Genomic DNA, 24,091 nt, shown 5'->3' on the forward strand with positions numbered 1-24,091 from the left:
GCGGGCCGCGCGAGCGAAAAGCGAACCCGGTTTTCCGCACGATGCGCTGTTCCATAGCGGGAGCATCGACTTGATCCCAGAAAGTGCAAATCCACCTTTTGGTCCGATGCTCCAATGCAACAGCGCCTTGGATAGAGCCCGGAGCCAGGGGGCGGGCAGATGACGCCCGGTGAACTCATGCGGACGAGGTTTCCTCACCTCGGCTGCTCCCGCGTCTTCTTCGTATTCGTCATCCCTGTCCGCCGGCCAACCTCAACGGCGACATCCGACCAGAACCGGCAACCTGCCTCGCTTCCGCGGCTGAGGCAGTACTCCGCCTGCTCGCGGGCCCGCTCGTAAGCGGCCCTGCCTTCGTATGCAATCAGAGACACGGCCTCGTATTCGATGACCGTGAGCTCTGGGGCGGGAGGTTGCCGGCGAAACCAGCGTCGGATGCGATGGAGGAGTTTCAGCATGAGACAATCTTCGCTTCCGGCGATGATTTGATCAAGCCAAAGACCAATCACCGTGAGATCCGTCCGTCCTGTCCCTCAGCGATACCTGCCCCGGCCCTTCTCGTGCGCCCGTCGCTTAGGGATCTAAGCGGGGCTGTTGAGCACCTCGCCCACGCTGGCCAGCGGCAGGCCGAGGTGCTTGGCCACCCGATCCGGGCTGCTTCCGCAAGCCCTCCAGGTCGTCGCTCATGCCGAGGGGTGTCTCGCATCCGGACACCCTTCGATGCTCCGTTGGTCGTTGTCTCAGTGATTGTCGCGCGGAACGGGCGAGCCGGTCCGCCCCACGAGGAAGTCGAGGTCGACGCCCTTGTCCGCCTGCATGACGTGATCGACATACATCTTCACGTAGCCGCGGGAGGCATGGGGCGCCGGCGGCGTCCAGGCGGCGCGGCGGCGCTCCAGTTCCTGAGCGTCCACATGAAGATGCAGGCTGCGCGCCGCAACATCGAGCGTGATCAGATCGCCGGTGCGGACGAGGGCCAGCGGACCGCCCGCGGCCGCTTCGGGCGCCACGTGCAGAACCACCGTGCCGTAGGCCGTGCCCGACATGCGCGCATCCGAGATGCGGATCATGTCGCGCACGCCCTTTTTGAGCAGCTTCTGGGGCAGCGGCATGTTGCCGACCTCCGCCATGCCGGGGTAACCCTTCGGGCCGCAGTTCTTCAGCACCATGACGCAGCTCTCGTCGATGTCGAGGCTGTCGTCGTCGATCCGCGCGTGCAGCTCCTCGATGGTCTCGAACACCACCGCCCGGCCCGTATGCTGCATCAGCGCGGGCGAGGCCGCCGACGGCTTGATGACGGCGCCGTCGGGCGCGAGATTGCCGCGCAGGATCGCGATGCCCGCGTCCGGCTTGAACGGCTCCTCGAACGGGGTGATCACCTCGCGGTTCCAGCAGGGGGCGTCCTTCACGTTCTCCCAGATCGGCCGGCCGTTCACGGTCGGCGCCTCCTTGTGGAGCAGGCCGCGCTCGCCGAGGCTGCGCAGCACCACCGGCAGGCCGCCCGCATAATAGAAATCCTCCATCAGGAAGCGGCCGGACGGCATGAGGTCGACGAGGCAGTGGACGTCCCGGCCGAGCCGGTCGAAATCGTCCAGGGTCAGGTCGATCCCGGCCCGGCCTGCGATCGCAAGCAGATGCACGACCGCGTTGGTCGAGCCGCCGATGGCGGCGAGCGTGCGGATGGCGTTCTCGAAGGCCTGGCGGGTCAGGAGCTTCGAGAGGACCAGATCCTCCCGCACCATTTCGACGATGCGCCGGCCGGCCATGCGGGCGAGGTGATTGCGGCGGGCATCGGCGGCCGGGATGGCGGCATTCTCCGGCAGGCCGACGCCGAGCGCCTCGACCATCGCGGCCATGGTCGAGCCCGTGCCCATGGTCATGCAATGCCCGGCCGAGCGGTTCATGGCGCCTTCGGCCTCGTGGAACTCGGCGAGGGTGACGTCCCCGGCGCGCAGCTGCTCGCTCATCGAGATGATGTTGGTGCCCGAGCCGATGCTCTTGCCGCGATAGACGCCGCGCAGCTGCGGGCCGCCGGACACGCCGATGGTCGGCAGGTCGGCGGAGGCCGCGCCCATCAGGAGGGCCGGGGTGGTCTTGTCGCAGCCCATGAGCAGGACCACGCCGTCGAGCGGGTGGGCCCGGATCGCCTCCTCCACGTCCATCGCCGCGAGGTTGCGAAAGAGCATCGCGGTCGGCCGCATGGTGACCTCGCCGAGCGACGAGACCGGAAACTCGAGCGGAAAGCCGCCGGCATCCAGCACCCCGTAGCGCACGTGCTCCGCAAGCGTGCGGAAATGCGCGTTGCACGGCGTCAGCTCGGACCAGGTGTTGCAGATCCCGATCACCGGACGCCCTTCGAACTGATCCTGCGGGAACCCGCTGTTCTTCAGAAAGGAGCGGTAATAGAACCCCATCTTGTCCTGGCGCCCGAACCAGGCTTGGCTGCGCAGGCCCTTCTTCTCAGTCATTTCATATGTCTCCTAAAACGCCGTCAGACGGCGACGCCATTCCGGCGTTCGAGCTCGACGAGGAGTCCGCTATGGTCGAGGTCGCCCGTGTTCGCGATGAGACCGCGGAAGAGATCGGCCGTGAGTGCGGTGTAGGGGATGGCGTCCAGGGCGAGCCGCTCCGCCGCATCGAGGGCATTGTCGAGATCCTTAAGGTGCGTGACAGACCGCCCCTTGGTGATGAAGTCCCGCTCCACCATCCGCTGACCATGGAGGTCAAGAATGCGGCTCTCGGCAAACCCGCCGCGAAGAGCCTCGCGAACCCTGGCCGGATCCGCTCCACCGCGCTGCGCCAAGAGCAGCGCCTCGGCGACGGCACCGATGGTGACGCCAACGATGATCTGATTGGCGAGCTTCGCGAGCTGGCCGGCCCCGTGCGGGCCGACATGAACGGGACGGCCCATGACGTCCAGGATCGGCTTCACGCGGGAGAAAACCTGCTCGTCGCCGCCAGCCATGATCGCCAGCGTCCCCTGCTCCGCCCCCACCGTTCCACCCGAAACCGGTGCATCGATGTGGTCGACCTCACGCTCGGCCAGGTGCCGGGCATGATCTTGAGCCTCCGCCGGCTTGATGGAGCTCATGTCGACGACGATGCTGCCCGGTCGCAAGGTCTCGGCAACCCCTTGCGAAAACAGCACGTCGCTTACAATGCCTCCGTTCTCGAGCATGAGAACGGCGATGTCCGCATTCCGAACCGCCTGGGAGGCGGTCTCGGCGACGCGCGCCCCGAACGGGATGAGCGTTTCGGCTTTCTCACGTGACCGGTTCCAGGCGGTCACGTCATAGCCTGCCTCAAGTAATCGCCGTGCCTGGCGAGACCCCATAAGGCCGATCCCGAGGAACGCCACGGCAACGGAACTAGACGGCGTCACTGAATCCTCCTTCATACGGTCTCGCCCGGGTACCGTGCGATCCTCTTGACATTGCACTCATGCCGTCGCGGCAGATGTCTTCCGCCGCATCAGCTTGCCCAGCAGGGCGGCGAGAGCAGGACTGAAGGCAAGCGCGAGACCAATCGCCATGAGCGTTGCGACGAGGCCATTCGACCAGAAGATCGACACGGATCCCTTGGACATGATCATCGACTGCCGGAAGGCATCTTCGGCCTTGTCTCCAATCACCATCGCCAGAACGAGCGGGGCGATTGGATAGTCCAGCTTCTTGAACAGGTACCCTACGACACCAAAGGCCAGCGCCAACCAGAGATCGAAAGGTCGCCCCGCAACGGTGTAGGCACCGATGAAGCACACGATGACGATCACCGGGCCGATGATGGAGAAAGGAATGCGCAGGATCGAGGCAAAGAGCGGGATCGTCATCAGCACCAAGAGCACAGCCACGACATTGCCAAGATACATGCTGGCGATCAGACCCCAGACGAAATCCGGCCGTTCGATAAACAGCATGGGCCCGGGATTGAGACCCCAGATCATCAGGCCACCCATCATCACGGCGGCAGTCGCCGACCCGGGGACGCCCAGGGCCAGCATCGGCAGGATCGCGCTGCTGCCAGCGGCATGGTCCGCCGTCTCCGGAGCGACGATACCTTCCGGCGTGCCTTTTCCAAAGGCCTCCTTGCGGCGGGAGAAGCGCTTGGCCAATCCATAGCTCATGAAGGAGGCCGCAGTCGGGCCGCCGGGTGTGATGCCCATCCAGCAGCCAATGGCACTGCTGCGCAGGAGCGTCACCCAGTAGCGCGGCAGCGTCGCGATGGTCTTAAGGACATCTCCGATCCTGACGCGGGCCCTGATACCATCGAAACGAAGCCCTTCCTCCATGGTGAGCATGAGTTCGCCGATACCGAAGAGGCCAATGACCGCGGTAAGGAAGCTGATGCCGGACATGAGCTCGCTGAAACCGTAGGTGAGGCGCAGTCCGCCCGAGACCGTGTCCATGCCGACGGACGCAAAGGCAAAGCCCAGCCCCATAGAGGCGACGGTCTTGAATGGGGACGCGCCACCGAGGCCGACGAAGCTGGCAAAAGCCACGACGTAGACCGCGAAATACTCAGGCGAGCTGAACCGGAGCGCGAATTTCGCCACCCAGGTCGAGAGAACCGTGATGAGGATAACGCCCACCAAAGCTCCGAATCCCGCCGACAGGAATGCAAGCGTCAGGGCTTGCGTAGCCTGCCCCTGCCGGGCCATCGGATAGCCGTCGAATGTCGTTGCGACGGATGAAGGCTCGCCCGGGATGTTGAACAGAATGGAGGTCGTGGATCCGCCGAACAATGCGCCCCAGTACATGCTGGTGAGCAGAATGATCGCCGCGACCGGATCCATTGTGAACGTCAGTGGCAGCAGCAGCGAAACGCCATTCGGTGCGCCGAGGCCCGGCAGAACGCCGACGAGGATGCCCAGCAGAACGCCGACGATCATCAGAGCGATATGATACGTCGATAGCGCAACGCCGAAACCATGAAGAAGGGATGCAAAGTTTTCCACGGCCTGTCTCCGTTGGGGCTGGAGGCTAGTAGAGGCCCAGAGCGGCTTCGAGAGGTCCTTTCAGCAGGGGGACCTGAAATGCGACTTCGAGCATGAGGTAGAATGCGACTGCTGCGGCGATACCGGAGGCGGCGGATATGAAGAGCCGGTAGCGGCCTTGCACTCGCATGACGAAAGCGAGGTAGAGCGCCGCTGCCACATAAAGCCCGAGCAGGAGTGAAACGACCACGAAGATGGCGGTCGGAATGAAGAACGAGGCGACGCGCCTCGCCTGCTCGTGGTCCAGAAAGACCGATTGCAAACTCTGGCGGCCGATGGACGATCGTATCAGGGTGCCGACGCTTGCAGCGACCACGAGAAGGCCGACATAGAAGGGAAATGCGCCAGGCTCCGGCCCCGCATCGCCCCAACCGATACCGAATTCGAGAGCGCCGACCACGGCAGCGAGGCCTAAGCCTGCCGTGAGCAGTGCGGTTCCGATCTCAGCCGTAAAACGAGAAATCATGGTGCTCATCCTGCTAGACGATGCCGCGCGGGGTTAGCCGGCGCAGACAAGTCCACGCCGGCTATCGGGAACGTCACGGTTAGCGGACGATCCAGCCTTCCTTCTCGAAGACCTTGCGGTTCTTGGCATCATCCGAACTGATGAAGCTCTTCAACTCCGCACCGGCCAGGAAGCGACCGGTTTGAGAGGTACGCTCGATGTACTCCTTCCACTCCGGTGTCTCGCTCGCCTTCTTCAGGACGTCGGCATAGAACGCGACTGCCTCAGGGGGAACGCCACCCGGCAGCCACACGGTGCGCGGCATCTGGAACTGATCGATCGGAATTCCGGCCTCTTTGCAGGTCGGAATGTCGGACCAGCCCATCGCGGCAGTGACTTTCGGGCCCTCCGGCAGGCGCGTCGGACTGAACACGCAGAGGGGGGTTACGGTCCCGGCCTTCCACTGCCCGACATTCTCGTTGGGGTTATTGGTGTTCGAGTCGATGTGACCGCCGGCAAGCTGCACGCCGGCCGCACCGCCCCCTTGGAAGGGAACGTAGATGAACTTAGCACCCACCGCATCCTGGATGAGGCTTGTAAGCGTCTGATCCGTGTCCTTCGATTGGCTGCCGCCCATCTTGAAGGTCTCCGGCTTCGCCTTCACGGCCTCGATGTAACTCTTGGCATCCTTGTAGGGCGATTCCGCATTGACCCAGAGCAGGAACTCATCGAGGGCCATGGCTGCGACCGGCGTCAAATCGTCTGCTTTGTAGGCGAGTTTCGCCACATACGGCAGCAGATAGGCGTTGTTGGTCCCGAAAGTCAGCTTGTAGGGATCGCCCGCAGCGACTTTCGTATAGACAAATCCCTCTGCGCCGCTGCCGCCACCCTTATTGGTGACGATGACGGATTGGTCCATCAACTTGTACTTGGAGATGATCGACTGCACGACACGGGCGAAGTTGTCCGTGCCGCCGCCCGGGCTTGAAGTGACGACGAACTCGACCGTCTTCGTCGGTTTCCAGTCGGCTTGGGCTCCCCCTGCGAACGTGACCGCAATCGCGGTCGCAATCAGCCATGACGTTTTCTTGAGCATTACTCATTTCCTCCTTTTTGAACGTTTCCATCCGACAGCGTCAGCTTTTGCGCTGATCTTGCTCTTAGGGATTGACGGCCGCAGCGACGTTCGTTGCGGCTTCGCAACCGGCTCGGCGGGTCCGCGCTTCCGATCCCATGCGGATCGCCAAAGAGAGCGCCTCGCGACTTGCGCCGAGATTGGCGATTCCGCGACCTGCGATCTCGTAGGCCGTTCCGTGCGCGGGGGTGCAGATTGGGAACGGGAATCCGCCGATGAGCGTGACACCCCTATCAAAGCCCATGAGCTTCATCGCGATCTGCCCTTGATCGTGATACATCGTCAGAACGGCATCGAAATCGCCGTTCTTGGCGCGCAGGAACACGGTGTCAGACGGGAACGGCCCCTCGACGGCAAAGCCTTTGGCGACGGCCTGGCGGACAGCCGGCTCGATCACGTCGATCTCCTCGCGGCCGAAGTTGCCCCCGTCGCCCGCGTGAGGATTGAGGCCGGCAACCGCGATCCGTGGCGGGTTGAACCCGGCGGCGCGCATGCACTGGTCCGCAAGGCTCAGAGATCTGAGGATCGATGGCTCCGAAATGGCGGAGGATACCTGTGACAATGGAATGTGCGAGGTGACGCGGGCATTCCAGAGTTTGCCCAGCACGTTGAACTCGCTTGCGTCGACCGATGTTTTGAGCACGTCACGAACGAAGCGGATCTCGTCGTCGTAGCCGTCATAGGCAAGGCGCATGGCCTTCTTGTTGAAAGGCGTGAAGAACACACCGTCGGCGCGTCCCGACTGGGCCAGAAGGAGCGCGCGCCGGAAGTTCTCCGTGGCGAACAGGCCGCCTTCCAGAGTTGCTGTGGCGGGAACGACTTGGTCCGGGTTGAGATTCTTCAGGTCGATAAACACCGGACGATCGATGTGATCGGGAAGAACGTCCTCGCTTGTCACAACGTCTACGTCCATGGCGACGCCGGCTACCTTGGCGCCGCCTTCCAGTATCCGCAGATCGCCAAAGACGAGCAGGTCGGCCCGGCTCCGAAACTCGTCGGACGCAATGAGCTTGGCGGCCAGTTCCGGGCTGATGCCGGCCGGATCGCCCATGGCAAAGGCAATCGTCGGCTTAGCTGAACTTGACGTTGAAGAATGCGAGCTCACAGCAACCCCTTCCTGAGATGAGATAAGGACGCTAGCAGCGAAACTGTGGGTGCACAAGCATTCTGCATACAGCATTTTGTTTGCGTGCGCTCAGAATAAAGTCTATATGGAACAAAGCTTCATTTTCTGTGCGTTTGAGTGGCTGGAATCGGATCGAACAATGACAACGGGAACATCAGTCCTGCTCGATGAAGACCTTGATATCCGCGGCCCTATCGCCCGCCCCAGCCTTCACGATGCCATCGTGACGCGGGTCCGTGACATGATCATCGAGGGCGAGCTTCCGGCCGGGGGCCGGATCCACGAAGGCAACCTCGGCAAGACGCTTGGAGTGTCTCGCACCCCTTTGCGGGAAGCGCTCAAGTTCCTCGCAAGTGAGGGACTTGTCGAGCTGTCGCCGGGGCGCGGTGCGGTCGTGCGGCAGTTCAGCGCTAAAGACGTCCACGACAGCCTCGTGGTCCTCGGCAACATGGAAGGCCTGGCCGGCCGCCTCGCCTGTGAGCACGCGTCGGACGACGAGATCAAAGAGGTGCGCGCGCTGCATGACCGCATGATCGACATGTACGAGAAGCAGGATCGCCTGCCCTACTTCAAGTTGAACCAGAACATTCATTCGGCCATCCTGCGCCTTTCCAAGAACGAAGCTCTGGCCTATGTGCACGGTATTCTGCAGGCCCGCCTGCGGCGGATCCGGTATATCGGCAATGAAGGGCCGGAGAAGTGGGCCGGAGCCGTTGCCGATCATGAAGAGATCATCCGCGCGTTAGAGGCGCGGGATGCGGATCGCCTGTGCGCGGTGCTGACTGCTCACATGGAGAAGACATGGCAGCGCGTGAAGAATGCCGTCTGAGATCTGACCGTATCACCGCCATTCCATTTGCTCCCCATGGTCGAGCATCTCCAGGAGCCGTGACGTGAGCACCGAGAGCGAGCTTCGAGAGGCCATTTGCCGGTTCGGTCGGTCCCTGTTCGAGCGCGGACTGACGGCCGGTTCATCGGGAAACATTTCCATTCGTCTTGACGATGGAGGGTGGCTGACGACGCCGACCAACAGCTCGCTCGGTTTCCTCGATCCGGCCCGGCTGAGCCGCCTCGACTCCGAGGGTCGCCTTCTCTCGGGCGATGCGCCGACCAAGGAGCTGCCCCTTCACTCGGCGCTGTACGCAACGCGCCAGGATGCGGGCGCCGTCGTTCATCTGCATTCGACCCATTCCGTCGCCGTATCGATGCTCCCGGAAGTGAACCCGCACGATGTGCTTCCGCCGATGACAGCCTATTATGTGATGCGGGTCGGGCGCACCGCGCTCGTGCCCTATTACCGTCCGGGCGACCCCGCCGTCGCGGACGCCATCCGTGGCCTTGCCGGGCGCTACAGCGCGGTTCTTCTTGCCAATCACGGTCCGGTCGTGGCCGGCAAGGATCTCGAGGCGGCCGTTTACGCGACCGAGGAACTGGAAGAGACCGCGAAGCTCCATCTTCTGCTGCACGGCCTCAACCCGCGGCTGCTGACGCGCGCGCAGGTTCGCGATCTCGTGACCCATTTCAAGCTCGATCAGGCGACCGGCTCAGATGATCCGGAAGAGAGCCACGGCTCATGCACCGAGCCTCACATCCACTCCAACACATGCGGATGAACCGATGCCCCGCTTCGCGGCCAATCTTGGCTTTCTCTTCACCGAACGCTCCGAGCTGGATCGGGTCGCCGCGGCTGCCGCCAGCGGATTCAGGGCTGTCGAAATGCACTGGCCCTATCACGTGCCCGCTTCGGCGATGCGCGAGGAACTGCAGCGGAACGGCCTGACGATGCTGGGATTGAACACGCCGGTCGGCAACGCGGACGGGGGTGATTTCGGCCTGGGCGCGGTGCCGGGACGAGAGGGCGAATTCCAGCAGACCGTGGATGTGGCTGTGTCGTACGGCTCCCAGATCGGCGCAAGCGCCGTCCATTGCATGGCCGGGGTGGTATCGCCCGATGCCTTCGAGGCTGCCGAGCGCGCCTTCATCGAGAACCTGAAGGTTGCAGCCGACAAGGCGGGCCGGGCCGGCATGACGGTCCTGATCGAGCCCATCAACCACCGTGACAAGCCCGGCTACTTTCTCTCTCGCGTCGAGCAGGCGGCAGGGATCATCGAGCAGGTGGCGCGCTCGAACGTGAAGATCATGTTCGACTGCTATCATACCCAGATCATGCAGGGCGACCTGATCCGCCGTCTCGAAACCCATCTCAAGCTCCTCGGGCATGTTCAGATCGCGGCCGTGCCCAGCCGTGCGGAACCGGACGAGGGCGAGATCGACTATGCCGGGATTTGCCGTGCCCTCGACGGGATGGGATATGACGGCTGGGTGGGTGCCGAGTACAGGCCGCGCGGACGCACCGAGGATGGGCTTGGCTGGCTCTCGGCTTGGTCGGGCGGCTGCAACTCGTCTTCTGGAGGGAGCGATCAGGCATGAAACTCGGATGCATCGCAGACGATCTGACGGGAGCGACCGACCTCGCGCTCATGCTCGCCCGCGAAGGGCTCAGGACCGTTCAGACCATCGGAGTGCCGGGACCGGATGTGGACCTCTCCGGAGCTGACGCCGTCGTTGTCGCCCTGAAGTCCAGAACCATCGCGGCGACGGAGGCTGTCGCACTCTCCCTGTCCGCGGCCGAGGCCCTGCGGCGGGCAGGAGCGCAGCACTACTTCTTCAAGTACTGCTCCACCTTCGACTCCACGGACGAAGGCAATATCGGGCCGGTCACTGAAGCACTTCTCGGTTTCACGGGCGGCAACGTCACCCTCGCGTGCCCCGCCTTCCCGGCCACCGGCCGCACGATCTATAAGGGGTATCTCTTCGTCAATGGCGTGCCGCTGCATGAGAGCAGCATGAAGGATCATCCGCTGACGCCCATGCGGGACGCCAATCTCGTGCGGGTTCTCCAGCGGCAGACGAAGCTCTCCGTCGGCCTCGTGACATTCGAAGATGTCGAGGCGGGTCCCGATGCGATCCGGGCCGCCTTCGAGCGGGAACAGAAAGCCGGCCATCAGATCGTGATCGTCGACGCCCTGACCGATCGGCATCTGCGCTCGATCGGCGCCTCGGCGGCTGATTTTCCGCTGATCACCGGCGGATCGGGTGTTGCCATGGGCCTGCCTGCGGCCTACCGCGCAGGCGAGAGCGTCAGCCGAAAGGCCCCTGCCGACAGGTTCGATGCCCCCGGAGGACGCGAGATCATCCTGGCCGGATCCTGCTCGAGCGCAACCAACCGGCAGGTCGAAATTGCGATGGAGCGAGGCGTTCCGGCCTTTCGCCTCGATCCCACAGCCCTCGCATCCGGCACCATGACGGCGGCGACCGTTCTCGATTGGCTTTCGACCCAGGAGACGGGCGGTCCCGTCCTCATCTACTCGACGGCGAAACCGGAAGCGGTGCAGGAGGTGCAGCAGCAGCTCGGCCGCATGGAAGCAGGCGAGATCGTGGAGCGGACCCTGGCCGAGATCGCGCGCTCGCTACCCGCTCGCGGCTTCACGCGCCTGATCGTGGCCGGCGGCGAAACGTCGGGCGCTGTCGTCAACGCACTTGGCGTGCGGGCCCTCACGATCGGGCCGGAGATCGATCCGGGCGTTCCGTGGACGCGGACGCTTGCGGGAACCGACCTGGCACTCGCGCTCAAGTCCGGCAATTTCGGCGCTCCGGACTTCTTCCTGAAGGCATGGGGCATGCTCCGGTAACGCTCCGCGCGGGCAGATGGCCCGTCCGACCGCTCAACGAAAACAGTCCGAGTGCCACCGAGCATATCGGTTGGGAGGAATCCGCCATGAACTACCATGCCTATTTTTCGAAAGCCGAGCGCCCTGTCGAGACCTGCGTCGTCGGAACAGGCGGCTTCGGGCAGAGCTTTCTCGGCCAGGCTCAGCGCGTCCCGCTGATGAACGCACGCATCGCCGTCGATCTGACGGCGGAGAGCGCGGCATCGGGGCTGAGGGCCGCCGGTATCGCGCCACGAAACATTCACATCTGCACATCGGCAAGGGATGCCAGGGCCGCTTGGGATCGAGGCGATTACATCGCAGCCGCCGATCTTGCGGTCGTGGCCGAACTTCCGGTCGACGTCGTTGTCGAGGCGACAGGACAGCCTGTCGCGGCAGCCAGGCACGCGCTCATCGCGATGGAAGCCGGGAAGCATCTTGCGCTCGTGACGAAGGAACTGGACAGCGTCATCGGGCCAGGGCTCAAGGCTCTTGCCGCGGACCGTGACCTGATCGTCACGACCGTCGACGGCGATCAGCCGAGCCTTCTTATCGGTCTGGTGACCTGGGCGGAGGTGATGGGCTTCGACATCATCGCGGCCGGGAAGTCGAGTGAGTACGACTTCGTCGTCGATCCGTCCACACGGCAGGTGAGCAGCAACGGGCGGGTGGCGGACGATGTGAATCTTGCCCCTCATTGGGACCTGGGCGAGCGTGCGGTCGATGAAATCCTGAGAGAACGGCACGCTGCCATCGCGACCTTTCCGCAGCGCGCCGTTCCCGACCTTTGCGAACTCATGGTCGTTGCGAATGCGACCGGACTGCAACCCGACCGCATGGACCTCCATGCTCCTCTCGCCCGTATCAGCGAAGTGCCAACGATCTTTTCACGGCGTGAGAGTGGCGGGCTTCTCGCTGGTGGACGGCGCCTCGATGTGTTCCACTGTCTCCGCAAGCCGGATGAGGTCAGCTTCGCAGGCGGCGTCTTTGCAGTCATCCGCTGCGAGGATGCCAAGAGCTGGGACATGCTCGCTCAAAAGGGGCACATTGTCAGCCGGACCGGAGAAACGGCGATGGTTTACCTGCCCCGCCACCTTCTGGGGCTCGAAGCCGCCTCAAGTATCCTCGAGGCGGCGGTTCACCGCGTCTCCGGGTACGGGTCCGATTACCGGCCGCGCTACGACCTGATCGCTGTCGCGACAGAGGATCTCCCCGCTGGAACGCTTCTGGCCATGGGAGGCCATCATCACACGATCTCCGGAGTCACCGCCGAGTTCGGGCCTGCCGGACCGCTGACGGCCGACGCACCGGCTCCGTTCTACCTCGCGGCCGATTGCAGGCTGGCGGCCCCGGTTCGCAAAGGTGAGAAAATCTGCATCGGCAAGCTGGAACTCCCGGAAGAATCGCCCCTGCTCAGGCTTCGCCGCAGTCAGGACGCACGATTCTTTGGTCGCTAGAGCCTTTTCCGCAAAAGTGGATGCCGGTTTTGCGAAGAAAAGGCGTCTTTCTCAAATAACAGGAGCCTTTTCCATGAACCGAAGTTCATGGAAAAGGCTCTAGACATGGGCCGCAAACGGGGAACCGCTATGCATCAAGTTTGTGGCGGAACCCAGAAACGAGCCATTTCAATAGGTTGCGCGCCCGCCCGAGATGTCGAAGACACCGCCCGTCGTGAAGGAGCACTCCTCGCTCGCGAGCCAGCAGATCAAGGCAGTCACCTCCTCGATCTCACCGAAGCGCCCCATGGGGATCTTCGACAGCATGTAGTCGATATGGGTCTGGCTCATCTGGTCGAAGATCGGAGTGCGGACCGCTGCCGGCGTGACGCAGTTCACCGTGATGCTGTTCGTGGCAAGCTCCTTGCCGAGCGATTTCGTCAGACCGATCACGGCAGCCTTCGAGGCGCTGTAGGCCGAGGCGTTCGGGTTGCCTTCCTTGCCGGCGACAGAGGCCACGTTGACGATGCGGCCATAACCGCCCTCCAGCATCGAAGGAACGACGGCGCGGTTACAATAGAACAAGCCGTTGAGGTTGACATCGATGACCTTCCGCCAGGCGTCGATGGGATATTCCCAGGTCGTCGCGTTCGGTCCCGTGATGCCGGCGCATGCAACCAGAATGTCGATGCCCCCTAAGGCAGCGAGCGTTTCCTGCCGAGCGGCATGCACTCCATCCGGATCCGTGATGTCGACGCGGATGCCGGTCAGGTGACTGCCGATCGTGTCGCGTGCCTCGTCAGGTGCGCCCGGGCTCATATCCCAGATCGCCACCTGCGCTCCTTCGGACACGAGCCTCGTCACGACGCCGAGGCCTATGCCCGAGGCGCCCCCGGTGACGATGGCTTTGCGTCCTTCAAATCGTCTATTGCTGCTCATTGCCTACCCTTTTCTTCCATTGAAAGATCATTCGTGGTCGGGTTCCACGAGGATGATCGGCTTGTTTCCCCGCCTCGGAGATAATAAGGAGCGCACTCCCGACGATCAGGCCGGCACCGACCAAGGTTTCCAGCCGCACGACTTCGCTGAAGAAGACAGATCCGGCCACTGCCGAGAAGATCAGGCGGAAGTAAGGGAATGGTGCCAGGGAAGAGGCTTCCGCGTACCGATATGCCTCCACCATAAGCCACATGGCGCTGGTACCAAGAAGCCCCATGGCCAGGAGAAGCCCTGTATCGCGGCCCGTAAGGGACCTCCAGTCGAGAGCCGCCTGAGGGACTGCGGCCAAAAACACGATCACTCCGATATAGAACATGATCGTTTGCGTCCGCTCGGTCTGCGACAGCGAGCGCGTGATGACGAGCATCACCGCACCAAGGAAAGCGCTGGCAAGACCGTACAAGGCCCGGCCGTCGATGGACTGAACGCCCCAGAGCCGCACCGCGATGGCAATTCCAAAGAGTCCGAGGAGCGTCGCGCCGAGCCTGCGCGGAGTCAGGCGCTCGCCCAGGCACAGCGCCGCCAGAATGACGACAAAGATCTGGCTGGAGAAGCTCAGCGTCGTGGCGAGTGCGAGATCGAGAGTCTGGAAGCTCGCATAATACAGCCACCATGACCCGGCAGAGAGGCCGGCGCGGATCAGGTGGACACGGAGCCGCTTCGTCCGGAGAAGGGGAAGGCCGCCGACGAACGCAAGGCTCGCACTCGCCAAAGCCAGCTGTCCGCCGGCTCGGAACAAAAGGATCTGACCATTGCTGGCGTGCCCGTCGAGAAGGCGGACGCAGATCACCTCCATGGTCGAGAGGAGGCTCGAGGCGACGAGCAATACCGCGCCGACAGCAACACCTGACATATCCGGTTCCCGATCTGGAGAAGCCGTCGGCACCGTGAACAACGGTACCGGATTCTTCGCTTATGCCAGCTCCGGTGTCACATAAAGCGTGCGTCCTGACACCTTGATCTCGACGTCGAGAAGATACTTCCGGACGCCTTCCCGATCGATTTCAATCCCGAGTCCTGGAGCATCGGGGGCCGCAATCTCACCGTTTTCGTCCCGCTGCAGAGCATTGGCGGTGAATTCGCGGGCGATCGGCTTCGGTGCGAACGGAAACTCACAGATCGTGTGGTCTGCGAGACCGGCATAAGGCTGCAATGACGCACTCAAGGCCAGATGGGACGTGAACGTATGATTCACGAATGTGACATGACGGGCTGCGGCGTAGTCCGCGACCTTCTTGGCCGGTCCGATGCCGCCGATGCGGCCGCAATCGATCTGAATGAACCCGACACGACCGTAATCGATGAGATGTCGCGCCATGGAAACGTTGTGCGCCCCCTCCCCGCCAGCGATCCTCACCTTGCCACTGCGGCGGGCGAGCGCACCATAGGCTTCAAGCGCACTGGCGTGGAAAGGCTCCTCCAGCCAGGTGGCACCCGTCGCCTCCAGCGCAGGCAGCCTTGCCGCCGCGGCTTCCACATCCTCGCCCCAGATCTGTCCGACATCGACCAGGAGGATGCCATCGGGCCCCAATCCCTCGCGCGCAGCATGAAAGTGTTCTTCATCACTCTCGACCCGGCCCTGCCCGATTGGCCCCCAGCCGAACTTGACGGCCCTGAAGCCCTCCTTCCGGGCCTTCACTGCGCCTTGGTACGTCTCATGCGGCGTATCGCCAAAAAGCTGAGACGCGTAAGGTGTCTTTTTGTGGGACGCATCGTAACCAAGAAGCTTCCAGACAGGCTCACCCCTCACCTTTCCGAGCAGATCCCACAGCGCCATTTCCACCCCGGAGAACGTGTGCGCGGCCTGCAGGAGATCCATGCTGTTGTACTCGACCTCTGCCGCGATGAGCGCGATGTCATCAGGAGAATCGATGTTTCGGCCCAGGACGGAGGCCCCGACGGGTCGACAGACCCCGTGGGACATGGGGCAGACGAAACCCGCGATGGAGACAAGAGGCGAGGCCTCGCACTCGCCCCAGCCGGAGTGCCCGCCTGCTGTGACACGCACCAGAAGCGCATCCTGGCTGCCGTCGGCCTCCGTCGTGATCTCGGGCATCGCCAAGTAGAAGAAGTCGACCGATTCAATCTTCATAGGAGTAGCCACTCGCGGATGAGGGGTTGATGGATGTCAGCGCGCATAGATGCTGGATGTCGGGATGAACTCGACGATCTCGTCCAACGGATACATCGGCCGGGCGCAGATCGTGTGTCCCAGGCTCTTCAGGTTCGCCGAAGTTGCGCCCGGCGCGTCGATATTGAAATTCTTCTCGACCCAGCCGTCATACATGTGGTGTTCCGTATGAGGCGACTTGACGACGATGAGGTCGAAATCCTGCGGATCAAGCCCATTGGAATAGTACATGGCCCGATCAAAGAGGCTGACGGTTCGGCTCAGCACCACCACCGTGAAGTTGTCGAAGGTCAGGACCGCAGTCGGGCCCGCGTCCAGGCCGATTTTCATGGTCTCGAGCTGAGAGCGCCCGTTCGACAGGGACTGGATCTCGGCGTGCACGGGCATCGGCTCGAAACGCTTCTTGTCATAGAAACCGCCGAGGGTGACCTCGACCGTCGCTCCGACCCCCGCTTTGTGGGCCTCGGAAGCCGCCGAAGGGTCGACGATCTGCGCCAGGACGCGCTTCCCGTATCCTGCATCCCGCAGGGCTTTGAGGATAATATTGGAATCGCCGGTCGCTCCTGACGATGTGGCGTCCGCAGCATCCGTGAAGACGACAGGGCCATCGATCGTGCTCGCCTGGGCGATGGACCGGTCGAGGGGGATCAATTTGCCCTGCATCCGGAACCTCTGCGGCCAGAATTCCCGCGCCAGGCGCTCGGCCTCGCGGCGAGCAACGCCTTCATCTCCGTCGGTCATCACCAGCACCTGGGTGCAGAGTTCCGGGACATCGGTGAAGGGATTGCCGATCATGATCCCGGCCGCCATCGCGGTGCCATCCCTCTCGATGCGCTGGCACTCACGGATAAGATCGCCATAGCAGCCGGTTCGGGTGATCAGTTCGTCTCCACGCACCAGAGCGGGAATGACCGCACGGGCGATCACCGGCCTCCTGCCGCTCCGGAGCCGTGTCAGAAGAAGCCGGGCGGCACGCTCACCCGTATCCGCGAAATCGACATGCGGATATGTGTGATAGATCGCCAGCCCGTCGATCTGGCGCAGCATCCTGTCTGTCAGGATTCCGTGCAGATCGAGCGATATCACGATGGGCACGTCAGGTCCCGCCAATCGGCGGATCTCGGACAGAAGATATCCCTCTGGGTCAAGTTCGCCGTCGGCCCCCATGGCTCCGTGGAGCGAGACATAGATGCCGTCCACATTGTCCATGCGTGCCTTGATCGCGTCCAGGATTTCCGTCGAAAGCCTTTGCCACCCACGCTCCGACAGCAATCCGGCGCTGCCCGCCCGCGCTCCGATCGCTGGAACGAGAGAAATGTCGGGATTTGCCTCGAACACCGACAGGGCTCCGCCAATGGCCGTATTGAGCCCTCGCTGGGCATAAAGCTCCTCACCCCGTTCGATATGGAAATTCTCGTATTCGGATGGAAGCGGATTGAAGGAGGAGATCTCCTGCATGCACTCGACGATGAGAACTTTGGGCATCGTGTTTCCTCAGGCATTCAATTGATCGACGGGGAGCGTGCCATCGGCGGCGCGGTGGCAAGCGACAAGACGGTGATCGGGCAGGGAGCCGAGCGGCGGATCGACGGTCCGGCAGCGCTCCTGCGCGAAGGGGCAGCGAGAAGCGAACCGGCAGCCCTGCGGTATGGCGAGCGCACTTGGCAGTTCCCCGCTCAGCCGGTGGCGGTGGCGGGGTTCGTCCGGATGAGATCGCGGGGTGGCCGAGAGAAGTGCCCGGGTATACGGATGGGCCGGGTTCGCGAACAGGGCGTCGGCCTTGGCAAGCTCAACGATGCGTCCGAGGTACATCACCGCCACCCGGTCGGAAATATGGCGTACAACCGACAGATTGTGCGAAATGAACAGGTAGGTCAGGTTCAGTTCACGCTGCAAATCTTGCAAGAGGTTGATAATCTGGGCTTGGACGGAGACGTCCAGGGCCGAGACCGCCTCGTCGCACACCACGAATCGTGGTCTCAGCGCAAGGGCACGGGCGATGCCGATGCGCTGGCGCTGGCCACCGGAGAATTCATGCGGATAACGCGCGGCCGCCGAATGGGGAAGGCGCACCAAATCCAACATTTCACGGACCGAGCGCTGCCGTTTGGCGTCATCGCCGATGCCGTGGATCACGTAGGCTTCGGCGATCGCATCGCCGACCGTCATCCGCGGATTGAGGGAGCCGTAGGGGTCCTGAAAGATGATCTGCATTTCCCGTCGACTGCGGCGCAGTTCCGCCTTGGACAGTTCCGTCAGGTCGCGTCCATTGAAGAAGACGGATCCGGACGTGGGCTCGGTCAGACGAAGCAGGAGGCGACCCGTGGTCGACTTGCCGCAACCGGATTCGCCGACGAGGCCGAGGGTTTCGCCTAAGCGCACGGCGAGATCGATTCCGTCCACGGCCCGCGTCCCTGAGGAGCGCTCCTTGAAGAGCCCGCTCCGATCGCCAAAGACCTTGGTCAAGCCGCGCGCTTCAATGACTGTTTCGGACGTCATGCCAGAGCCTCTTCTTCGGCTGCTCGAAGCCAAAGGGCTGTAGACATGCTGCGGCCTGGCCGGGCCCGACAATGCCTAAGCGGGGTGGCTCCTTATCGCAGATGTCGCGCCGGAACGTGCAACGCGGCGCATAACGACATCCTTTGGGCATGGTGCCGATGGATGGCACCGCTCCCTCTATGGTCACGAGCCGTCCACGCGGCCCTTTGGTATCCGGGATGGAAGCTAACAGGGCGCGCGTGTAAGGGTGCCGTGGGCTGTCGAAGAGCTTCCGGACGGAAGCAAGTTCCGCAACACGCCCGGCATACAGAACCAAAACCCGGTCGGCGATCTCTGCGATGACGCCAAGATCGTGCGTGATGAAGAGAAGGGATAATCCCCTTTCTCTCTGCAGCCTGCGCAAAAGGTCTAGGATCTGCGCCTGGACGGTGACATCGAGCGCGGTTGTCGGCTCGTCCGCGATGAGAACCTTTGGGTCCGCCGCAAGCGCGATGGCAATCATGACCCGCTGGCGCATGCCGCCCGACAATTCGTGCGGGTAGGCTCTCACGCGTTGCTCAGGAGAGGGAATCTCGACCTGCATGAAGAGATCGATTGCCGCCTGTCGCGCCTTCGCGGCAGGCGCGCCTCGGCGGCGCAGAACCTCCGCAACCTGGTCTCCGACCCGCATGACGGGGTTGAGCGCAGTCATTGGTTCCTGGAAGATCATCGCGAGGTCTCGCCCGCGCTTTTCCCGCCAATGCTCGGGCGACGAGCCGGTCAGATCCTCACCATCGAGGGTGATCGATCCGGCGGTTCGCCGGATCACCTTAGGGACGAGGCCCATCACGGAAAGCGCTAGCATGCTCTTTCCGCTTCCGGACTCGCCCACGACGCCAAGGACTTCGCCCGGTTGCAGGGAGAAGGAGACATCTTCGAGGATCGTGGCCTTGCTATTGGCCAGAGCCGTCGTGAGGCCTTGGATTTCGAGAATAGGGCGCGTCATCTTCGTCACCTCAGGACCTCATCCGCGGGTCGAGGACATCGCGCAGCCCGTCACCGAGGAGGTTCAGTCCTAAGACCGATATGATGATGGCCAGGCCAGGGAAGATCGTGATCCAGGGTGCTTCCGCGATGAAGTCCCGCCCCTGCGCGATGATGCTGCCGAAAGATGGTGCCGGGGGCGGCGGGCCGACTCCGATGAACGACAGGGCCGCCTCCGCCAGGATAGCTGTGGCGAACACATAGGTCAGGCGTACGATCAGCGGGCCGAGAGCATTGGGCAGCACGTGCCGGAAAAGAAGCCTCGTTTCCGAGGCGCCAAGCGCCCGCGCGGCCAGGACGAACTCCTGTTCGCGCACGACGAGCACCGACGCTCGCACGATGCGAGCCGTATGCGGCGTCGTCGCGATGGCCAGAGCGATGATGACATTCGTCACTGACGCGCCGAGAACGGCCGCGACCGCGATGGCGAGGAGGATCGCCGGAAATGCCATCAGGGCATCCATCAGGCGCATCACGGGGTTGTCCAGCGGCCGGAAGAACCCCGCCGTCGCCCCGATCAGCGTCCCCGCAATACCCGTCAGGAGTGCCGTGAGAATGCCGATCGTGAGCGAGATCCGCGCACCGAAGATCACGCGTGAGAGGATATCCCGGCCGAAATGGTCCGTGCCGAACCAATAGCGCTCATCCGGGGCAAGAAGCCGTGTCCGAAAACTGTTGCGCAGCGGATCGAAGGGAGCCAGCGCATCGGCGAAAAGGGCCATCAGGGCTATCGCAAGCACCAGCCCGGCGCCGATCAAAAAAGAACGATTGTGCAGGAGCCGCGTCGCGGCCCGCCAAGTGGGACTTTGGCCGGATGCTTTCAAGCCGGATACGACAGTACTCATTCCAGACGAACTCGCGGATCGACAAAGGCATAGAGGATGTCAACGACAAGGTTTACGGCGAGATAGATCACGGCCAGAAACAGCAGGCCGCCCTGGATCACCGGGTAGTCTCGCGACAGAATGCCTCCGATGATGAGGCGCCCGACCCCCGGAATGGAGAAGACCTGCTCAATGATGACGGCGCCGCCGAGAAGAGCGCCCGCGACGATCCCGGCGACTGTGAGAACAGGGACAAGCGCATTCGGGAGGCCGTGGCGCAGCATTATATGAGTGCGCTTCAGTCCCTTGGCGTCGGCCGTCCGGATGAAGTCCTGATTCAGGATTTCCAGCATCGATGCGCGGGTCATGCGTGCGATGAAGCCAACCTGAATGACGGCCAACGTCATGGCTGGCATGACGATGCTGCCCAGCCAGCCGAGAGGATTCTCGCCGAGAGGGACGTACCCGCCGGTCGGGAAGAAGCCGAGTTTCACGGCAAATAGCAGGATCAACATGATCCCGAGCCAGAAATCTGGAACCGACAGCCCGAACAGGGCAACCGTCATGACGACCTGATCCGGCCAGCGGTTGTGGTTGACCGCAGCCACGATACCGGCCGAGATGCCGGCCACGAGAGCAAGCACGAGCGCGATGCCGGCAAGCGAGAGCGTTACCGGAAGGCGTTCAAGGATGGCGGCTGTAACGCTGCGGTTGAGAAGAATGGAATGCCCGAGATCACCCTGCAGGATGCGCCCATACCAATCGAACATCTGGATGACGATAGGCTGGTCGAGGCCAAGGTCGCGGCGCAGCCGTTCCACCTGATCCGGCGTGGCGCTGGTATCGAGAAAAGCCGCAGTCGGATCGCCCGGCACGAGCCAGATAATCGCGAACGACATCAGCGACACGAGCGCCAGGACGACGAATGCGCCAGCAAGCCGTTTAGTCAGAAACCGCGCCATCATCCCTCCTTTCGAGGCGGGTAGAGACATCCCCTACCCGCCCGGCATCGTCAGTTCCGCTCCAGCCACACGCCCCACATGCGTGGGATCCGGGAGGGCTCGAAGTTCTTCAGTTTCGCGCTCGACACCTGGAACAGGCCGTAATTGCCAGCCTTCATTGCGACGGCGTTGTCGTACATGTGCTTCTGGAAATCCGCGAAGATCTGTTGGCGCTTTCCTTCGTCCATGGCTGTCGTCAGGGCGGCGTAGAGCTCATCGATTTTCTCGTCCTTCTTTTGCTGCGAGGTGCCGTTGACCCAAGGCGCCATGACCGAGGCAGGACCCTCGTAGGGCTCGATTCCGTAACCGTGCGCCCAGAAGTTCCAGCCCGCCGGCGTGAAGCCGACCTTTGAAACGGTTGGCCAGTCCGCTACCGAGAGTTCGATGTTGACCCCGATATCCTTCAGCCTCTGCTGCACGACCGTTGCCGTATCCGTGTTGGCGCGCAGGTTGTCGACAATGAAGGTGAGCTTCTCGCCCTTGTAGCCCGACTTTGCGAGCAGGTCCTTCGCGGCCGCCAGATCGGATTGGTTGTACTTCTCCGTATTGGACTTCGTGTAGAAGGCGGCGCCCGGGTAGAGCCACGCTCCATCCATCTGATAGATATCAGGATAGGAGATCGCCATGACCTCTTCCATGTCGAGGGCGGCCTGTACGGCGAGACGGAAGTTCACGTCGCTCGTGGGTGGTTGGGCATGGTTGAACTTGATCACCTGGAAGGCGAAGGGAAGGACCTTGTAAACGGCGTACTTCTTGTCGCCCTGTAGACGTTTCGCAGTCGGCCCATCGACCGTTTCCAGAAATTGCACCTCGCCCGCCTCCAGTGCGGCATTGCGAGCGCCGGCTTCGGGCATGAACCGGAAGGTTACAGAATCGAGAAAGACCTCTTTCTTGCCGGCCAGGCCGTCACGGCCCTTGGCGTTGGGGTTCGTCACGTATCCGTCGAACCGTGCGATCTTCACGTGGCTGTCGGGCTTGTACTCGACGAACCGGTATGGACCCGTGCCGATGTAGTTGATCTGGTTCGCTGGCTTGGCAGCCTCCTCGGCTGGATAGATCGCTATCGGCGCACGCGGCGATGATAGGTTGTCGAGGAAAGTGGACTGGATCTCCTTGAGCGTGATCGTGACCTCCCGCGGACCGGTCGCACGGACCGTGTCGACCGCGTTCAGCAGAGGGGCGGAGGCGCCGATCTTACGATACCGTTCAAGCGATGCAACGACATCGTTCGCATCGAGCTCCTTGCCGTTGTGGAACTTTACTCCCTGGCGGATCGGGAAGACGTAGGTCTTTCCGTCTTCGGAGATTTTCACGCCTTCCGCCAGTTCCGGAACGGGCTTTGCATTCTCGTCTCGCGCAAACAGCGTTTCGTAAATGTGCAGCGTGACGTTCCTGGCCGCCTGCGCCGTGGTCACATGAGCATCGAGGGATGGGGGAGCCTGGACGATGCCAATGACAACATCACCCCCCTTGTTTTGAGCAAAAGCCGCTCCCGGGACCGTCAACAGCATGGCCGCACCCAACACGGCTATGCCAAAGCCTTTGCAGTGATTCATCTCGTCCTCCGTTGTCTTGGCCGTATACCCTCTTGCAAGACTCCAGGCGTCGAACCCTCGCCTTGTTCTGTTCTGTGATTTCCGCCGGCCGCGCGTCTTTCGGGCTGATACGGTTCATATCCCGCGTCAGTGCGGCTAACCCTCATGCGCCTGCGAGCGCCTCGTCGTAGTCGTTCATCACCACGGCGACGACATCGCCGCGTTGCACGCGGCCCGGTCCCGATGCCATCCAGAGCACGCCCGATCGACGGTAGCGGATCTCGATCGGGGCGTGGTCGATGTCCTCGACGAAATGAACGTAGCCTGCGATATCGTTCTCTTCGACGGGCACTCCCGCCAGATGCCGCGGCTCGAAGACGCCGCCGGCGGGGGCGAAGAGGTAGCAATCCTGATCGCGCACCATCATGTGGCGCGTTCCGGGCGCCCCGTCGCGCTGAGACGTGTCCGGTCTGCCCTCCATGACGCCGAGGTGCTTGAGGACGTTGGTCAGGCCCCGCTTGCCGATGCACACGCCTTCGACGTTGACGCGGCCCCACCCCCCGAGTTCCGTTCCAAGCGACAGGATGCCACGACGCTCGACGGAGGAGGTCAGGGTCGCTCCCTCGTCGACACCCCAGAACACCACGTTGAAGGGCGCCCCGAAGGCTGCTGCCGCATCCATGGTGCGCTGGCGCATCTGTGGATCAGGCAGATAATGCATATTGGTCGAAAGGGCCGACTCCATGGAATGCCCGGCGGTATGAACGTCTATCGAGACGTCCACCCGCGGCAGCACGACCGTGTCGATGAAGTGGGCCAGTATCTCCGAGAACGTGCCGCGGGAATTCCCCGGGAAGCAGCGGTTCAGGTCGCGATGGTCGACAGGCGACAGGCGCGTATCGTTCAAGACGGCCGGCACATTGACCGCGGGAAGCATGATGACACGTCCCTGGATGGCCATGGGGTCCAGCGTGCGGGCGAGGTCCGAGACCGCGATCTGCCCCTCGTATTCATCCCCATGGACGCCGCCGGTCAACAATACCGTCGGACCGGAGCCGTTTTTCACGCAAACGATGGGGATCTCCACCGTGCCCCATCCCGACGAGTTGCGAGATAGAGGCGCCCGCAGGTAGCCGGCCTGGCGCCCGGCCCTGTCGAAATCCACCCCATGCTGAATTCGACTTTTGGACTCGTCACCGGCCATTGCCTCATTCCCCATGCGATCTTGTTTTGCTAA

22 protein-coding genes are annotated in these 24,091 nt (G+C 62.8%); 5 read left to right on the forward strand and 17 right to left on the reverse strand.

Annotated features, from left to right (window positions below):
• Window positions 1-194: 194 nt before the first annotated feature.
• The 7 genes from RE429_RS22370 to RE429_RS22400 form a co-directional block, all read right to left on the reverse strand.
• Window positions 195-455 (reverse strand): hypothetical protein, encoded by a 261-nt coding sequence (locus RE429_RS22370; RefSeq protein ID WP_414475528.1) that lies wholly within the window; start codon window positions 453-455, stop codon window positions 195-197.
• A 282-nt stretch (window positions 456-737) separates the two neighbouring features.
• Window positions 738-2,465: an IlvD/Edd family dehydratase gene (locus tag RE429_RS22375; RefSeq protein WP_414475529.1), complete on the reverse strand. Its 1,728-nt coding sequence runs from the start codon at window positions 2,463-2,465 to the stop codon at window positions 738-740.
• Between the two features lie 23 nt (window positions 2,466-2,488).
• Window positions 2,489-3,394: an NAD(P)-dependent oxidoreductase gene (locus tag RE429_RS22380; RefSeq protein ID WP_414475530.1), complete on the reverse strand. Its 906-nt coding sequence runs from the start codon at window positions 3,392-3,394 to the stop codon at window positions 2,489-2,491.
• Window positions 3,395-3,436: 42 nt separating this feature from the next.
• The gene (locus tag RE429_RS22385) at window positions 3,437-4,951 is read right to left on the reverse strand and encodes a tripartite tricarboxylate transporter permease (protein WP_414475531.1); all 1,515 of its coding nucleotides are present in this window, start codon (window positions 4,949-4,951) and stop codon (window positions 3,437-3,439) included.
• A 25-nt stretch (window positions 4,952-4,976) separates the two neighbouring features.
• Window positions 4,977-5,456 carry a tripartite tricarboxylate transporter TctB family protein gene (locus RE429_RS22390; RefSeq protein ID WP_414475532.1) on the reverse strand — a complete coding sequence of 160 codons (480 nt, stop codon included), beginning with the start codon at window positions 5,454-5,456 and terminating at the stop codon, window positions 4,977-4,979.
• A 79-nt stretch (window positions 5,457-5,535) separates the two neighbouring features.
• Window positions 5,536-6,531, reverse strand: a complete 996-nt coding sequence (locus tag RE429_RS22395; RefSeq protein WP_414475533.1) for a Bug family tripartite tricarboxylate transporter substrate binding protein — start codon at window positions 6,529-6,531, stop codon at window positions 5,536-5,538.
• 64 nt (window positions 6,532-6,595) lie between these two features.
• Window positions 6,596-7,621 carry a 4-hydroxythreonine-4-phosphate dehydrogenase PdxA gene (locus RE429_RS22400; RefSeq protein WP_414475534.1) on the reverse strand — a complete coding sequence of 342 codons (1,026 nt, stop codon included), beginning with the start codon at window positions 7,619-7,621 and terminating at the stop codon, window positions 6,596-6,598.
• A gap of 214 nt (window positions 7,622-7,835) precedes the next feature.
• On the opposite strand from RE429_RS22400, the gene RE429_RS22405 reads away from it, so the two are divergent.
• The 5 genes from RE429_RS22405 (at window position 7,836) to RE429_RS22425 (ending at window position 12,863) form a co-directional block, all read left to right on the forward strand.
• The gene (locus RE429_RS22405) at window positions 7,836-8,525 is read left to right on the forward strand and encodes a GntR family transcriptional regulator (RefSeq protein ID WP_414475888.1); all 690 of its coding nucleotides are present in this window, start codon (window positions 7,836-7,838) and stop codon (window positions 8,523-8,525) included.
• A 64-nt stretch (window positions 8,526-8,589) separates the two neighbouring features.
• On the forward strand, window positions 8,590-9,309 hold the full coding sequence (gene otnC, locus RE429_RS22410; RefSeq protein ID WP_414475535.1) for a 3-oxo-tetronate 4-phosphate decarboxylase: 720 nt from the start codon (window positions 8,590-8,592) through the stop codon (window positions 9,307-9,309).
• A 4-nt stretch (window positions 9,310-9,313) separates the two neighbouring features.
• On the forward strand, window positions 9,314-10,126 hold the full coding sequence (locus RE429_RS22415; RefSeq protein WP_414475536.1) for a hydroxypyruvate isomerase family protein: 813 nt from the start codon (window positions 9,314-9,316) through the stop codon (window positions 10,124-10,126).
• Window positions 10,123-11,388, forward strand: a complete 1,266-nt coding sequence (otnK, locus tag RE429_RS22420) for a 3-oxo-tetronate kinase (RefSeq protein WP_414475537.1) — start codon at window positions 10,123-10,125, stop codon at window positions 11,386-11,388. Before RE429_RS22415 ends, otnK begins: the two co-directional genes overlap by 4 nt.
• An 86-nt stretch (window positions 11,389-11,474) precedes the next feature.
• Window positions 11,475-12,863 carry an NAD(P)H-dependent oxidoreductase gene (locus tag RE429_RS22425; RefSeq protein ID WP_414475538.1) on the forward strand — a complete coding sequence of 463 codons (1,389 nt, stop codon included), beginning with the start codon at window positions 11,475-11,477 and terminating at the stop codon, window positions 12,861-12,863.
• A gap of 168 nt (window positions 12,864-13,031) precedes the next feature.
• Here RE429_RS22425 and RE429_RS22430 read toward each other — a convergent pair whose 3' ends face one another.
• The 10 genes from RE429_RS22430 to RE429_RS22475 all read right to left on the reverse strand — a co-directional run bounded on the left by RE429_RS22430 (window position 13,032) and on the right by RE429_RS22475 (window position 24,058).
• Window positions 13,032-13,781 (reverse strand): SDR family NAD(P)-dependent oxidoreductase, encoded by a 750-nt coding sequence (locus RE429_RS22430; RefSeq protein ID WP_414475539.1) that lies wholly within the window; start codon window positions 13,779-13,781, stop codon window positions 13,032-13,034.
• Window positions 13,768-14,694 carry a DMT family transporter gene (locus tag RE429_RS22435; RefSeq protein ID WP_414475540.1) on the reverse strand — a complete coding sequence of 309 codons (927 nt, stop codon included), beginning with the start codon at window positions 14,692-14,694 and terminating at the stop codon, window positions 13,768-13,770. Before RE429_RS22435 ends, RE429_RS22430 begins: the two co-directional genes overlap by 14 nt.
• A 60-nt stretch (window positions 14,695-14,754) precedes the next feature.
• Window positions 14,755-15,933, reverse strand: coding sequence for a mandelate racemase/muconate lactonizing enzyme family protein (locus RE429_RS22440; protein ID WP_414475542.1), 1,179 nt, complete (start codon window positions 15,931-15,933; stop codon window positions 14,755-14,757).
• Between the two features lie 36 nt (window positions 15,934-15,969).
• On the reverse strand, window positions 15,970-17,457 hold the full coding sequence (locus RE429_RS22445; RefSeq protein ID WP_414475543.1) for a M81 family metallopeptidase: 1,488 nt from the start codon (window positions 17,455-17,457) through the stop codon (window positions 15,970-15,972).
• Between the two features lie 9 nt (window positions 17,458-17,466).
• Window positions 17,467-18,471, reverse strand: coding sequence for an ABC transporter ATP-binding protein (locus RE429_RS22450; protein ID WP_414475889.1), 1,005 nt, complete (start codon window positions 18,469-18,471; stop codon window positions 17,467-17,469).
• Window positions 18,449-19,456: an ABC transporter ATP-binding protein gene (locus RE429_RS22455; protein ID WP_414475544.1), complete on the reverse strand. Its 1,008-nt coding sequence runs from the start codon at window positions 19,454-19,456 to the stop codon at window positions 18,449-18,451. The genes RE429_RS22450 and RE429_RS22455 overlap by 23 nt, the downstream gene beginning before the upstream one ends.
• 10 nt (window positions 19,457-19,466) lie before the next feature.
• Window positions 19,467-20,339, reverse strand: coding sequence for an ABC transporter permease (locus RE429_RS22460; RefSeq protein ID WP_414475545.1), 873 nt, complete (start codon window positions 20,337-20,339; stop codon window positions 19,467-19,469).
• Entirely contained in the window at window positions 20,336-21,283 is a 948-nt protein-coding gene (locus RE429_RS22465) for an ABC transporter permease (RefSeq protein WP_414475546.1), read from the reverse strand. Before RE429_RS22465 ends, RE429_RS22460 begins: the two co-directional genes overlap by 4 nt.
• 47 nt (window positions 21,284-21,330) lie before the next feature.
• Window positions 21,331-22,875, reverse strand: a complete 1,545-nt coding sequence (locus tag RE429_RS22470) for an ABC transporter substrate-binding protein (RefSeq protein WP_414475547.1) — start codon at window positions 22,873-22,875, stop codon at window positions 21,331-21,333.
• A gap of 142 nt (window positions 22,876-23,017) precedes the next feature.
• Window positions 23,018-24,058: a succinylglutamate desuccinylase/aspartoacylase family protein gene (locus tag RE429_RS22475; protein WP_414475548.1), complete on the reverse strand. Its 1,041-nt coding sequence runs from the start codon at window positions 24,056-24,058 to the stop codon at window positions 23,018-23,020.
• Between the last annotated feature and the right edge of the window lie 33 nt (window positions 24,059-24,091).

Source organism: Microvirga sp. M2, assembly GCF_047497095.1.
Taxonomy (GTDB): Bacteria; Pseudomonadota; Alphaproteobacteria; order Rhizobiales; family Beijerinckiaceae; genus Microvirga.